The organism is Rhizobium sp. ZK1 (assembly GCF_047782645.1).
GTDB lineage: Bacteria > Pseudomonadota > Alphaproteobacteria > Rhizobiales > Rhizobiaceae > Rhizobium.
Genome location: NZ_CP180586.1, coordinates 38,499 through 51,141, shown reverse-complemented (window position 1 = coordinate 51,141; position 12,643 = coordinate 38,499). Strand labels below are relative to the sequence as shown.

The window sequence follows — 12,643 nt, the reverse complement described above, 5'->3', positions numbered from 1 at the left end:
TCCCTCGCCCTGATCTCAGCCTTTGATATTGGCCGAATCGATCCAGCCAATATTTCCGTCGTGACGACGGTAAACGATGTTGAGCTGTTCTTTGCCGGGGCTGCGGAACAGGAGAAGCGGCTCGTCAGTCATGTCGAGCGCCATGACGGCGGTTGCGACGGACATCGTCTTCAGCTGCTTCGTACTTTCGGCGACGATAGCCGGAGCGAAATCGTCCGGGACCTCGTCTTCATGATCGGGAACCGCGTCCATGACCGTGTAGGCGACTTCTGCAAAGCCGCTGCCGTTCAGATGATTTCCGGAGTGGTGATCCTTGAGCTTCCGCTTGTAGCGGCGCAAGCGCTTCTCGATACGCTCGGATGCCGCATCAAAGGCAATCTGCGGATCCATGGCCTCGCCTGCTGCATGCAGCACGACGCCGCTATCGAGATGAAGCTTGCAATCGGCGGAAAAACGAGAGTTCGACTTTTCCACGATCACCTGACCGGAATATCCCCCGTCGAAGTATTTCGTGACGGCCAAACCAATTTGGTCCTCGATCTTTTGACGGAAGGAGTCACCAATTTCCATATGTTTACCGGATACACGCACACTCATGGAGTTTCCCTTCTTATGGTCGTTTGCGAGTATCAGTTTACGCCAAGCCTCAACCTCATCCAAGCACTTCGCGCAATCTCAAGCAAGATGAGCTCAAGTCTGCGTGTCCCTGGTGCCTTGAGGATGATGGGGATAATGCCCGGATGCCCTTTGCTGCTCCGATTGCGGCGGGCTTCTATCGACGGCCTCCCGGAAAGTCAATAGCCCGCCAAAGCGATGTCTAGTATACGCGGAACACGTGCAGTGAAAATCCCATAAAATGGGGATGCCTCCGCCACCAGCCGCTCCAGGCGGCGATCAATGACTCGCCCAAGCATTGCAAATCAGAAACCGGCGACCTTGGCCAGCGCTCGCTTTTCCCTGCGGCGTTGGACAGAAGAGGCGATGTTCATCGCCTCGCGGTATTTGGCGACCGTACGGCGGGCGAGATCGATCCCACCCTTCTTGAGCATATCGACGATGTCGTCGTCGGAAAGCACCGCATCGGGGTTTTCCTGCAGGATCAGCGTGCGAATCTTGTGGCGGACTGCTTCAGCCGAATGGCTGTCACCGCCCTCGACGGCGCTGATCGAAACCGTGAAGAAATATTTGAGCTCGAAGAGCCCGCGCGGCGTCAGCATGTACTTATTCGAGGTAACGCGGCTGACCGTCGATTCATGCATCTTGATCGCCTCGGCCACTGTCTTCAGGTTCAGCGGCCGCAGATGATCGACGCCGTGCAACAGGAAGGCATCCTGCTGGCGCACGATCTCGCTCGCCACCTTCATGATGGTCTTGGCGCGCTGGTCGAGGCTGCGCGTCAGCCAGTTGGCGCTCTGCAGGCATTCGGAGAGGAAGGCGTGATCCTCGCCGTTCTTCGCTACGTGCGAAAAATAGGACTGATTGACGAGGACCCGTGGTAGCGTATCCGGATTGAGCTCGACCAGCCAGCCACCATCTGAGGAGGGACGGACCACAACATCGGGCATGATCGCCTCCGAAACGCCGGCCTCGAAACTGCTGCCGGGCTTCGGATTGAGCTGGCGGATTTCTGCGAGCATGTCGAGCAGGTCTTCCTCATCGACACCGCAGAGGCGTTTCAGGGTGGCGAAGTCACGCCGTGCCAGCAGTTCGAGATTTTCGACAAGCGCCTGCATGGCGGGATCGTAGCGATCCTTCTGGCGGAGCTGAATCGCCAGGCATTCGGCAAGATTGCGGGCGAAGACGCCGGGAGGATCGAGCGTCTGCAGTGCCAAGAGCACACGTTCGATATCTTCTGCATCAGCGCCGAGACGCTCGCCGGCTTCGGCGACATCCGCCTGCAGATAGCCCGCATCATCAAGCCGATCGACCAAATTCTGGGCGACGAGGCGATCAGCCATATCGGGCAACACAAAGGGTATCTGCTGGGCAAGATGATCGCGCAGGGATACTTGGCCGGCGACAAAATCATCAAGATCGTAATTGTCAGCAGCTTCGGCGCTGCCTGGCATCGACTTCCACTGGCTGACGAGTTCCGGGGCATCAAGCCGCTGCGGCGCCCCGTCATCCGGGAAGACATTGGTGTAATTGGCGTCCAGCTCATCGCTCAGCCGGCTCGGGCTGCCATTGTCGTACCAGTCAGCGGAAAGCGTTTCGTCGCGGCCTTCATAATCGCCGTCGCCCGCATCCTCCGATTGCGGGGGGTGGGGTTCGTCGGCAGCTTCGCCACGTTCGCCGGGCTCACCTTCGCCCGAGGGGAATTCAAGGAGCGGATTCTTCTCCACTTCCTGGGCGATAAATTGCGTGAGTTCGACATGCGTCATCTGCAGCAACTGGATGGACTGCATCAGTTGCGGTGTCATCACCAGGGACTGGTTCTGTCGCAGAAAAAGATTGGCAGACAGGGCCATGGCGGACGCGAAACTCCCTCGACTCCTCCAGAAAACCGCGTCCGATCAAGTCTTCAGGCCACGGAAATCCAAGTTGGCCCAAAAATTGCTTTTTTATCCTATTTGGTCAAGCGGAACCTATACCGCAGCCGTAATTTTCTGTCGCCGAGGGCTGGTTCAGAGACTGAAATTGTCGCCGAGGTAAAGCCGCCGCACTTCCGGATTATTGACGATGTCGTTCGCACGTCCATGGGTCAGCACTTCGCCGGCATGAATGATATAGGCCCGGTCGATCAGCCCCAGCGTCTCACGCACATTGTGGTCGGTGATCAAAACACCGATACCGCGTGCCGTCAAATGGTGCACGAGGTTCTGAATATCGGCAACCGAGATCGGGTCGACACCGGCAAAGGGCTCGTCGAGCAGCATGAAAGTCGGGTCGGTCGCAAGCGCACGAGCAATTTCCAGGCGTCGGCGCTCACCGCCCGAAAGAGCCACGGCCGCACTCTTGCGGAGCTTTGCGATGTGAAACTCCTCAAGCAGTTCGTCGAGCTTACGCTCGCGCGCCGCCTTGTCCTTTTCATGGACCTCGAGGACGGCGCGGATATTCTCCTCCACCGTGAGTCCACGGAAGATCGAGGCTTCCTGAGGCAGGTAGCCGACGCCGAGGCGTGAGCGGCGATACATCGGCATCGTCGTCACATCGTTACCGTCGATTTCGATCGTCCCCTCATCGACCGGCACGAGGCCGGTGATCATGTAGAAACAGGTCGTCTTGCCGGCGCCGTTCGGCCCCAAGAGACCGACCGCCTCACCACGCCGCACCACGAGTGAAACGCCATTGACGACGCGCCTCGTCGCGTAGGTCTTGGTCAGACCGCGCGCGATCAGCGTGCCCTGATAACGGGCCTTATCGACAGGAGCGGCCGCGGCTTCCGACGCGGCGCTACCGGACTTGGTGGATAACGAGAATAACTTCACGTGAAAGGCCGACTTCTCAATTCTGCTTTGGCTGCTGACTCGGCTGCGATTTTGGATCGAGCTGAATTTGAACGCGACCACCGCAGCTTTCAAGCTCTGCCTGACCGGTCGCCATGTGAACGGTGAGCTGGCAACCGGTAAAGACGTTCGGGCCATCGGTCAGAACGACTTTCTTACCCGTAAGGATGAAGACCTGCGAGGTCATATCGAAATTGCCGTCATCGGCGGTTGCCGTCTGCGTGCCCGAGGTCAGGTAAACCTTATCGGTCACCAGGATCTTGTCGATATCGGCACTGCCAGAGGCAAGCGAGTCCGATTGTCCCGCCGCGGCCGGAGCCGTCTCGGCAGTTGGTGCCGGCTTGGTGGCAGCATCACCCGTTGCCGGCTGCTTCGACTTGTCCTTGTAGTAGACCGTCATCTTGCCGGCCTGCAGGGTTGTCGTCCCCTGAACGACCTTGACGTCGCCGGTGAAGAGCGCCGTGTGTTCCTGATCATGGATTTCCAGCTTGTTGCTTTCAATCTGGATCGGCTGGTCGCTGGAAAGTTTCATCCCAGGCATCGTCGTCGACTGAGCGGCCGCCCCCGCGACCGAAAGGACGAACGCAAGTGCGCCGGTGATGAAAGCTACGCCAGTCTTACGAGTTGAAATGCGACAATCTTTTGTCATTTGACCCGGCTCTTTAGGTGCCCTGTTTGTGGATGGTGGATGATTCAACATTCATGCGAACATTCCCCTCGAATGTGATCACGCGCCCCTTATCGGTTATATTCATCGACCGCGCAACAATCGAAGCATTGTCCTTGGTAATTCTGACGGGATCGTCCGTCGACATGTTTCCGCCCTTGATATCAAGGTGTGCGGATTGGAAATTCGCTACGAGACCGCTGCTCAAAACGAGCGTGAACGGCGCCGTCATGTGCAGGTTGTCGGTGGCGCGGTTGAAATCCGCAGTCGTCGCCGTGACACGGGCCATCAGGCCGTCATTCATCGGCACCGCAGCTTTGATCGTCTCCAGCGTAATGAGGTCTGGATTGCGGATGTCCTGCAGTGCTCGCTCAGCGAGCATCGAATAGTTGATACCGTCGGAGTTGCGGCCGGCAATGGCCGGCTTTTCCATCACGACCTTGCCGTTCTCGATCTTGGCACCCTCGATCTTGATGGTTTCCGGCAGGTAAGTGCGGATCACCGAGACGGCGACGAAGATGAGGGAAATGATGAGGGCTGCGACGGGCAGCAAAAACTTGAGGCGGCGGACACGCACGGAATGGAACCGGGCAAGGCCATAGGGGCTGTCCTTTGGCCCTGCATATGCGGGCTTCCCGTTGTTCCTGAGGGTATCGAGCATATGTCTGGTCCGTTTGTGATGATCGTGCCGCTTATATAGCAATGCCGGGCGCCAATCACAGTTCGTTTCGCATTATTACATTGGCTTGCCAATATGGATTTTTTTCTGCAACAAGCAACTAAACCGAAAATAGCAGGTTTCCGGGCATTTTCCCGGGGAAGCTTGCGCCTTATCTCCCCAGCGGCGGAATACCGCCGTTGGGTTTCGTCTCTGGAGGTTGGAATGGACAGCTCGATCATCGCAGACCGCCGGCTGCTGCGCCGCAGGCTTGGCTTCTGGCGCCTTGTCGCGGTCGTGCTGCTCGTTGCGCTCGGTTTTGCGCTTTACAGTTTTGCCTTCGGCGAAAGCAGCACCGCGCGACCTCATATCGCCCATGTGACGATCTCCGGCCTGATCACCGATGACGACGAGCTGCTCGAGCGGCTAGAAAAGATCAAGGACAACGACCAGGCCAAAGCAGTCGTGATCTCGATCTCTTCGCCCGGCGGAACGACCTATGGCGGTGAGAAGATATTCAAGGCGATCCGGGCGATTGCGGAGAAAAAGCCCGTCGTCTCCGACGTCAGAACGCTTGCAGCCTCTGCGGGGTACATGATCGCAACGGCCGGCGATACGATCATTGCCGGCGAAAGCTCGATCACCGGCTCGATCGGCGTCATTTTCCAGTATCCTCAGGTGCGACCGCTGCTCGACAAGCTCGGCGTCTCGCTGCAGGAGATCAAATCCTCCCCGCTCAAGGCCGAGCCCTCGCCGTTCCACGACACCAGCGAGGAAGCAAAGACCATGATCCGCAACATGGTTCTCGACAGCTACGACTGGTTCGTCAATCTCGTTGCCGACAGGCGCAAATTGCCGCACGACGAAGTGCTGAAGCTTGCAGACGGCACGATCTATACGGGCAGGCAGGCGCTGAAGGTGAAACTCATCGATGCGGTTGGTGGGGAGCCTGAAATCCGCGCCTATCTGACCTCCCGGAACGTCAGCGACAAACTACCGGTCGTCGACTGGGACAAGAAGAGCAGCACGCCCTTCCTGCTCGCAGGGGCTGTTTCGCGGCTGATTACGATCCTTGGTTATGGTGATCTTGTCAAAGGCCAGGATCTCAACGGCATCCTGCCCCCAAAGTTGCTCCTTGACGGGCTGCTTTCAGTTTGGCAGGTTGGCCAGGATTGAATAAGAAATCAATAATTTAAGGGGGCGACCGTGATCAAGTCCGAATTGGTGCAGATTGTTGCGGCACGCAATCCGCACCTCTACCATCGCGATGTGGAAAATATCGTCAATGCGGTCCTCGACGAGATCACTGATGCGCTTGCTGCCGGCAACCGTGTCGAACTGCGCGGCTTCGGCGCGTTTTCGGTCAAAAACCGCCCTTCCCGCTCCGGCCGTAACCCGCGCACCGGTGATACTGTCTTCGTCGAGGAGAAGTGGGTTCCTTTCTTCAAGACCGGCAAGGAACTGCGCGAGCGCCTGAATCCCGGACAAGCCGACGAAGAGGATTGATCCCCTGAAACGGGCATCAAGCCGCACTTGAACTTCGTCGCCGCGCGTCTATTCTGGCGTCCATGAAGCTTGCCTTCGCCGAATCGGCGCGGAGAACGACATGACCAAGAAGATCGTCAACCTTTTGATTTTACTGCCACTTGGCGTCATTCTGATCGTCTTCTGCGTTGCCAACCGGCAGAGTGTGACGCTCGCCTTCAACCCGTTCCGGCCGGAAGATCAGGTTCTTTCCCTCGCCGCGCCCTTCTTCGTTTTCCTGCTGATTGCCTTCATCCTCGGCATGCTGGTGGGCTCGGCCGCAACGTGGTTCAACCAGAGCAAACACCGCAAGCGCGCCCGCCTCGAGGCCAGGGAAGCAATCCGCTGGCAAGGCGAAGCAGACCGCCACAAGACGCGTGCGGAACAGATCGCCGGGCAGTTGCCCTCGCGGTGATTGCTTCTATTCGCCTGACGCCGGAACAAAACTCAGCTCTTCATAGTCGCCTTCGGTCGAGGCGCCCCTGCCGGTGACCTGAAAGCCATGTGCCAGATAGAAAGCCTTGGCGTGGCGGTTATTGACGAGGCATTTCAGCCTATACGGGTGCTTTGGCCAGGCGGGAAGCGATTGCAGCAAGGCGGTTCCCGCGCCTTTGCCCTGAAATTCGGGCAGAATGTAGAGCATGTGGATGAAATCATCCGCCGCCCAGATCGAGATGAAACCGGCTATTCTCCCATCTTCTCCCTCGCAGACGGAAACGACCTCGCCATTCGTATGGGCGGCAAAATCTTCCTGATAAAAATTTCCGGGATCGACCCAGGTAAAGGTCTGGCGCCGGACGGACAGGTAGATGTCGGCAAGCTGCATCACATCTTCGGGGCGGTTTGGTCGGATTTTCCAGGTCATCGGTCTTGCGTAAAAGGGATTTTCGGGGATGCCAGGTCTTCGAGCTACAGCATCGGCCTGAAAATCGGAATCGATTTTCGGAAAGCCTGATGCGTAGATTCAAAGAGGTAGAGCGTCCTTTGGGCGTCCGAATGGCCGCACAGAGCTCTAGCCTGCAGCCTTTTCGACGACGGCAGCATTGAAATTTCCCCAGAAGCGACGAGCAAGCTTTTCCAGCGTGGCACGGATCAACCGGCTGCCGATCTCGGCAATCCGGCCTCCGGTATCGCCGTCGGCTTCATAACGCAGAAGAGTATGCAGCCCCTCATCGACCAAGGTAACATCGGCCTCACCTTTGGCGAAGCCGGCAATGCCGCCCCGCCCTTCCGCGGCGATCGTGTAACTGCGCGGCGCATCGACGTTCGAAAGTCTGATCTCGCCGTTGAAGGTCACTGAAAACAGGCCGAAGCCGACTTTGACAGTTGCCAGGAATTGCGTCGGCGACAGTTTTTCCACACTCTGGCAGCCAGGGATGCATTGCCTGATGATATCGGGATCGTTCATAGCCGCCCAAACGACATACCGCGGCGCGGCGATGCGTTCCTCCCCGATCAGGTCCATCAGCAATTCCCCATTTCCATAGCTGGACCATATCATGATGGGAAAGCGCTTTGCCAAGGTCGGACGGGATGCTATTTGCACTGGCTCAATCGAATTTAAGACGCGGAAGACCACGTTGAAACAAAGAGAACGCCGGCCCGGCGCGAAGACGACGGCAGGCCCTTCGGGCGGTCGCCGCGCCGATGCGCGGCCGGCAAGATCGGAAAAGCCGACCGCAAAGGCCGCTCCCGCGCGGGATAAGCGCCCGCCGGCAGCGGTTCCGGCCGCAATCGAACGTCCGTTGACGGCCCGTACTGGCGACCGGCCGGCCGAGCGCGTGCCTGTTATCCTGGAATCGATGGGTGCGGGCGATTTCCATCTGATCGACAGCGGCAACGGCCAGAAGCTCGAGCAATACGGCCCCTACCGGATCGTCCGGCCCGAAGGTCAGGCGTTGTGGCAGCCGTCGCTGCCTGCTCATGTCTGGGAAAAGGTCGATGCCATCTTCACCGGAGATACGGATGAAGAGGGCACGGGACGCTGGCGTTTCCCGAAGGAAGCGCTTGGCGAAACCTGGGCGCTCAATCTGCTCGGTGTCGATTTCTTCGGCCGCTTCACGTCTTTCCGTCACGTCGGCGTCTTTCCCGAGCAGATCGTTCACTGGAGCTGGATGAAGAACCAAGTGGAAAGCGCCGGCCGTCCGCTGAAGGTATTGAACCTCTTCGGTTATACGGGCGTCGCCTCGCTGGTTGCCGCTGCGGCCGGCGCAGAGGTCACCCATGTCGATGCCTCGAAGAAGGCGATCGGCTGGGCACGCGAAAACCAGGCGCTGGGGCGCATGGACAAGCTGCCGATCCGCTGGATCTGCGAGGATGCGATGAAGTTCATCCTGCGCGAGGAGCGCCGCGGCAGTCAGTACGACATCATCCTCACCGATCCGCCGAAATTCGGCCGCGGGCCGAACGGCGAAGTCTGGCATCTGTTCGAACATCTGCCGCTGATGCTGGATATCTGCCGGGAAATCCTGTCGCCGAGGGCGCTCGGGCTGGTGCTGACGGCCTATTCGATCCGAGCGAGCTTCTATTCCATCCACGAGTTGATGCGCGAGACGATGCGCGGCGCCGGCGGGGTGGTCGAATCCGGCGAACTCGTCATCCGCGAGGCAGGCCTCGACGGCAAGACGCCGGGCCGCGCGCTTTCCACCTCTCTCTTTTCCCGCTGGGTGCCGAAATGAACGAACTCCACGATCGCGGCCCCCGCAAGGTCGGACAGGTGAAGGAAGTCACCTCGCTTGCCAATCCGATCATCAAGGATATCAAGGCGCTGACGAACAAGAAGTCGCGCGAGGAGAGCGGCACTTTCATGGCCGAAGGCCTGAAGCTCGTCATCGATGCGATCGAGCTTGGCTGGACCATCCGCACGCTCGTCTATGCGAAGGCTGCCAAGGGCAAGCCGCTGGTCGAGCAGATGGCAGCAAAGACGGTGGCTTCCGGCGGCCTCGTGCTCGAAGTCAGCGAAAAGGTGCTCTCCTCGATCACCCGGCGCGACAATCCGCAGATGGTGGTCGGTATCTTCGAAAACCGCTGGAAGGCGCTAAAGCATATCCGACCGAAGGAAGGCGAGACCTGGGTGGCTCTCGACCGCGTGCGCGATCCCGGCAATCTCGGAACGATCATCCGCACCGCCGATGCCGCCGGTGCGTCCGGCGTCATCCTTGTTGGCGAGACGACCGATCCTTTCTCTCTGGAAACGGTGCGCGCCACGATGGGCTCGGTTTTCGCCGTTCCGGTCGCTCACGCCACCGCAGAGGAATTCATCGCCTGGAAGAAGCAGGCCGGCGTCTCGGTCGTTGCGACCCACCTTGCCGGCTCGGTCGACTACCGCACGATCGATTACAAGAAGAAGCCCGTCGTACTGCTGATGGGCAACGAACAATCTGGCCTGCCGGATCAGCTCGCCAAGGAGGCGGATGCACTTGCCCGCATTCCGCAGCAGGGCCGCGCCGATTCTCTGAATCTGGCCGTTGCCACCGCCGTCATGCTCTTCGAGGCACGCCGCCATCTCCTCTCACTGTCCGAGGGCAAATGACCGACCAGACGACCGTACGCCCGGCACTCTTCTCGCGGCCCCTGCCAATCCTGATCTTCATCTTGGTCGCCGTTATCCTCGATCAGATCGTCAAGATTGCCGTCGACCTCTATCTGCCGCTGCAAGAAGCCGTGCCCGTCATTCCGATGCTGGCGCTCTACCGCACCTATAATCTCGGCGTCGCCTTCTCGATGCTGTCAGGCATGGATGGCTGGTTCATCGTCGGCATGCGCCTGATCATCGTCGCCTTCGTGCTTTATCTCTGGCATCGCACCTCCAAGGATCGCTGGCTGGCGCATCTCGGCTATGCGCTCATCATCGCGGGGGCGATCGGCAATCTCGTCGACCGTTTCGCCTATGGGCATGTGATCGACTACATCCTCTTCCATACGGAAACCTGGTCCTTCGCCGTCTTCAATCTCGCCGACAGCTTCATCACCGTCGGCGCCGGCTGCGTCATCCTCGACGAAATGCTGCAAAAGCCGAAAAAGGCGGATCGCTAAATTTTTAGCGGATTCCTGAAAACATTCGGAAGGGGCGATATGTTAGCTGTATTGCATGCAGAGTATGGCGCAGCTACAGGAACGATTGTCCGCCGCATTCGGCGGAGCCGCCGCTAGGGCCTATCACGGCCGCACGGCGGGTGAATTGTCGCCGGCTCTTTTTCGCTCCCGGCATCCATTGCTCTTCCACTGGCTCGGCGGATCCGGTCTTCTTTCGGCGATCCTGCTGCTGCTGCTTTCCCACTGGGGCGGCCCGCTCATGGCTGGCCTCGGCCTCATCCTGATTGCTGCCATTGCAGGTTATCTTGCTCTTCTTTTCAGGACCGGAAACAGGCACGGCGGCCGCAGCTCGGAAACGCCGGAACGCGTCGATGCGACCGGCCTGCTCGGCACGGTCCATGACGTGCTCGACGATATCGTCGTCACCCGGATGATGGACCGGCGCATCATCGGCGCCAACGAGACGTTCCGCCGCCTCACGGGGCGCGCAAAACCCGAAGGCCAGACCTGCGAGGAGATCGGCCTTGCCTTCCGTCCCGGCCCGCAGCCGCATCGTTACGACGTGGAGATTTCAACGCCCGCCGGACAGCGCATCTTTCTCTGGCACGATGTCGTGACCCGCGACCCGGCAAACGGGCGCCTGCTTCTGCAGAGCATCGCGCGCGATGTGACCGAAGAGCGGCTTGCTGCCGAAGGCCGCGAGGAAGCCCGGCAGAAGGCCGAATATAACAGCGCCGCCAAATCGCGGCTGCTCGCCACCGTCAGCCATGAAATCCGCACGCCTCTATCAGGCATTCTCGGCATGGCGCATCTGATTTCCGAAACGAAGCTGACGCAGGAACAGCAGAATTATCTCACCAGTATCCGTCAGTCCGGCCATGCGCTGACCCAGCTCGTCGAGGATCTGCTCGACTTCTCGACCATCGAGGTCGGCCGTTTCCAGCTCCGCCCACGATCGGAATCCTTGCGTAAACTCGTCGAGAGCGTTGTGGAGATGCTGGCTCATCGCGCTCATGAGAAAGGCATCGAGATCGGTGCGACCGTCTCTTCCGACGTGCCGGAGCTGATGAGCTTCGATCCGGCGCGCCTGCGGCAGGTGCTTTTCAACGTCATCGGCAATGCGGTGAAGTTCACGCAGGCCGGCGGCGTCTTCATCCGTGTCTCAAGAGCGGCCAACGAATTGCTGATATCGGTGACCGATACCGGGCCTGGTATGACAGCGGAGGAGCAGGCGCGCATATTCGGTGAATTCGAGCAGGGCGGCAGCCTTGTCCAGAAGAGCAATGGCACGGGCCTCGGCCTTGCGATCTCCGCCCGCATCCTGCGCGAGTTCGGCGGCTCGCTGGCAGTCGCAAGCGAAAGGGGCAAGGGCAGCCAGTTCACCATCCGCTTTCCGGCCGAACTCTCCGAGGAAGATACCACGAGCCGGAATACATTGCTGGCAGGAAACAGCATCGTGCTGCTCGCCCCGGCGGGTGCGGCTCGCACGGCGATCGCCGAGACGATCACGACGCTCGGGGGGCGCTGTCATCTGGTCGCCGGCGGCGAGGCGGCGCGCGAAAGCCTGCTGTCGCTTGCCCGAAGCGGCGACCGGCCCACCGATATCATCGTCGACCACCGCATGTCCGAGGAGTTCTCGCTGCATATCGCCGATCGCACGGAGATTGCAGGACTCGGCCTGCGCAAGGTGCTGCTCGTCAATCCGGAAGAGCGCAACTCGCATTCGCTCGACCTCTTCGATGCGTGGCTGATCCGGCCGCTGCGCGAACAGTCGCTGATCGACGTCCTGCGCGGGCGCATGCGCGGCATGGAAAAGCGCGACGCGCTGAACGACAACCAACCGGGCATCGGCCTCTCGGTTGCAGAACGCACGACGACAGGCGACGGGCTCTCCATCCTGCTCGGCGAGGACGACCCGATCAACGCCATGCTGGTGCATGTCATGCTGGAAAAGGGCGGCCATTCGGTCCGGCATTTCGAGGATTTCGAATCTCTGCTGGACAGCGCGCTCGGTGACGATCGACCCGACATCATCATCAGCGATCTTTCCATGCCCGGCGGCAACGGTATCGACATGCTCGGACGCCTTCGCGGACACGAGCGGCGGCTCGATCTTCAACCGGTTCCGGTCATCGTTCTGACTGCGGACAAGAGCGACGAATCGCGGCGACAGGTCTTGCTCAACGGCGCCAATCGCGTCATGGTAAAACCGGTAGATCCGGTCAGGCTGCTCACCGAAGTACAGGCGGTTGTTGCTCTTTCAGCCCGCCGCGCTGAGGCGCGCTGAAGCTGGAGAAATCGGCACGTTTCTTG

Annotated in this window: 14 protein-coding genes; 7 read left to right on the top strand and 7 right to left on the bottom strand. The window is 59.6% G+C overall.

Features of this window, described 5'->3' with window-relative positions; all coding sequences use genetic code 11:
* Positions 1-15: 15 nt before the first annotated feature.
* The 5 genes from hpf to lptC all read right to left on the bottom strand — a co-directional run bounded on the left by hpf (position 16) and on the right by lptC (position 4,774).
* Positions 16-597 (bottom strand): ribosome hibernation-promoting factor, HPF/YfiA family, encoded by a 582-nt coding sequence (gene hpf / locus ACK9YZ_RS00260; RefSeq protein ID WP_183729185.1) that lies wholly within the window; start codon positions 595-597, stop codon positions 16-18.
* 323 nt (positions 598-920) lie between these two features.
* Positions 921-2,468 (bottom strand): RNA polymerase factor sigma-54, encoded by a 1,548-nt coding sequence (gene rpoN, locus ACK9YZ_RS00255; protein WP_416065274.1) that lies wholly within the window; start codon positions 2,466-2,468, stop codon positions 921-923.
* Positions 2,469-2,624: 156 nt separating this feature from the next.
* Positions 2,625-3,428 (bottom strand): LPS export ABC transporter ATP-binding protein, encoded by an 804-nt coding sequence (gene lptB / locus ACK9YZ_RS00250; RefSeq protein ID WP_183801544.1) that lies wholly within the window; start codon positions 3,426-3,428, stop codon positions 2,625-2,627.
* 16 nt (positions 3,429-3,444) lie between these two features.
* Entirely contained in the window at positions 3,445-4,095 is a 651-nt protein-coding gene (locus tag ACK9YZ_RS00245; RefSeq protein WP_416065273.1) for an LptA/OstA family protein, read from the bottom strand.
* Between the two features lie 13 nt (positions 4,096-4,108).
* Entirely contained in the window at positions 4,109-4,774 is a 666-nt protein-coding gene (gene lptC / locus ACK9YZ_RS00240; protein ID WP_216756844.1) for an LPS export ABC transporter periplasmic protein LptC, read from the bottom strand.
* Between the two features lie 222 nt (positions 4,775-4,996).
* On the opposite strand from lptC, the gene sppA reads away from it, so the two are divergent.
* From sppA to ACK9YZ_RS00225, 3 genes are all read left to right on the top strand, one after another.
* Positions 4,997-5,947, top strand: a complete 951-nt coding sequence (gene sppA, locus ACK9YZ_RS00235) for a signal peptide peptidase SppA (RefSeq protein WP_416065272.1) — start codon at positions 4,997-4,999, stop codon at positions 5,945-5,947.
* A gap of 30 nt (positions 5,948-5,977) precedes the next feature.
* Entirely contained in the window at positions 5,978-6,277 is a 300-nt protein-coding gene (locus ACK9YZ_RS00230) for an integration host factor subunit beta (RefSeq protein WP_003544934.1), read from the top strand.
* A gap of 100 nt (positions 6,278-6,377) precedes the next feature.
* On the top strand, positions 6,378-6,710 hold the full coding sequence (locus ACK9YZ_RS00225; protein WP_216756842.1) for a LapA family protein: 333 nt from the start codon (positions 6,378-6,380) through the stop codon (positions 6,708-6,710).
* Positions 6,711-6,716: 6 nt separating this feature from the next.
* Here ACK9YZ_RS00225 and ACK9YZ_RS00220 read toward each other — a convergent pair whose 3' ends face one another.
* On the bottom strand, positions 6,717-7,160 hold the full coding sequence (locus tag ACK9YZ_RS00220) for a GNAT family N-acetyltransferase (protein ID WP_216756841.1): 444 nt from the start codon (positions 7,158-7,160) through the stop codon (positions 6,717-6,719).
* 147 nt (positions 7,161-7,307) lie between these two features.
* A complete protein-coding gene (locus ACK9YZ_RS00215; protein WP_416065271.1) occupies positions 7,308-7,760 on the bottom strand; it encodes a CoxG family protein in 453 nt (150 codons plus the stop codon).
* 115 nt (positions 7,761-7,875) lie between these two features.
* Here ACK9YZ_RS00215 and ACK9YZ_RS00210 point away from each other — a divergent pair, with 115 nt between their 5' ends.
* The 4 genes from ACK9YZ_RS00210 to ACK9YZ_RS00195 are packed head-to-tail and all read left to right on the top strand — an operon-like array spanning position 7,876 to position 12,617.
* Complete coding sequence (locus ACK9YZ_RS00210) at positions 7,876-8,973, top strand: class I SAM-dependent methyltransferase (RefSeq protein WP_416065270.1); 1,098 nt, start codon at positions 7,876-7,878, stop codon at positions 8,971-8,973.
* A complete protein-coding gene (locus ACK9YZ_RS00205) occupies positions 8,970-9,827 on the top strand; it encodes a TrmH family RNA methyltransferase (RefSeq protein WP_216756838.1) in 858 nt (285 codons plus the stop codon). Before ACK9YZ_RS00210 ends, ACK9YZ_RS00205 begins: the two co-directional genes overlap by 4 nt.
* On the top strand, positions 9,824-10,330 hold the full coding sequence (gene lspA, locus ACK9YZ_RS00200) for a signal peptidase II (RefSeq protein ID WP_216756837.1): 507 nt from the start codon (positions 9,824-9,826) through the stop codon (positions 10,328-10,330). Before ACK9YZ_RS00205 ends, lspA begins: the two co-directional genes overlap by 4 nt.
* 55 nt (positions 10,331-10,385) lie before the next feature.
* Positions 10,386-12,617: a hybrid sensor histidine kinase/response regulator gene (locus ACK9YZ_RS00195; protein ID WP_416065269.1), complete on the top strand. Its 2,232-nt coding sequence runs from the start codon at positions 10,386-10,388 to the stop codon at positions 12,615-12,617.
* The last annotated feature ends 26 nt before the right edge of the window (positions 12,618-12,643 follow it).

What these genes read in the sequence shown, in the direction of transcription:
- ACK9YZ_RS00225 (WP_216756842.1), top strand. Translation starts at nt 6,378, where the DNA reads ATGACCAAGAAGATCGTCAACCTTTTGATTTTACTGCCACTTGGCGTC.
- sppA (WP_416065272.1), top strand. Translation starts at nt 4,997, where the DNA reads ATGGACAGCTCGATCATCGCAGACCGCCGGCTGCTGCGCCGCAGGCTT.
- lptC (WP_216756844.1), bottom strand. Translation starts at nt 4,774, where the DNA reads ATGCTCGATACCCTCAGGAACAACGGGAAGCCCGCATATGCAGGGCCA.
- hpf (WP_183729185.1), bottom strand. Translation starts at nt 597, where the DNA reads ATGAGTGTGCGTGTATCCGGTAAACATATGGAAATTGGTGACTCCTTC.
- rpoN (WP_416065274.1), bottom strand. Translation starts at nt 2,468, where the DNA reads ATGGCCCTGTCTGCCAATCTTTTTCTGCGACAGAACCAGTCCCTGGTG.
- ACK9YZ_RS00245 (WP_416065273.1), bottom strand. Translation starts at nt 4,095, where the DNA reads ATGACAAAAGATTGTCGCATTTCAACTCGTAAGACTGGCGTAGCTTTC.
- ACK9YZ_RS00195 (WP_416065269.1), top strand. Translation starts at nt 10,386, where the DNA reads ATGCAGAGTATGGCGCAGCTACAGGAACGATTGTCCGCCGCATTCGGC.
- ACK9YZ_RS00215 (WP_416065271.1), bottom strand. Translation starts at nt 7,760, where the DNA reads ATGGACCTGATCGGGGAGGAACGCATCGCCGCGCCGCGGTATGTCGTT.
- ACK9YZ_RS00220 (WP_216756841.1), bottom strand. Translation starts at nt 7,160, where the DNA reads ATGACCTGGAAAATCCGACCAAACCGCCCCGAAGATGTGATGCAGCTT.
- ACK9YZ_RS00205 (WP_216756838.1), top strand. Translation starts at nt 8,970, where the DNA reads ATGAACGAACTCCACGATCGCGGCCCCCGCAAGGTCGGACAGGTGAAG.
- lspA (WP_216756837.1), top strand. Translation starts at nt 9,824, where the DNA reads ATGACCGACCAGACGACCGTACGCCCGGCACTCTTCTCGCGGCCCCTG.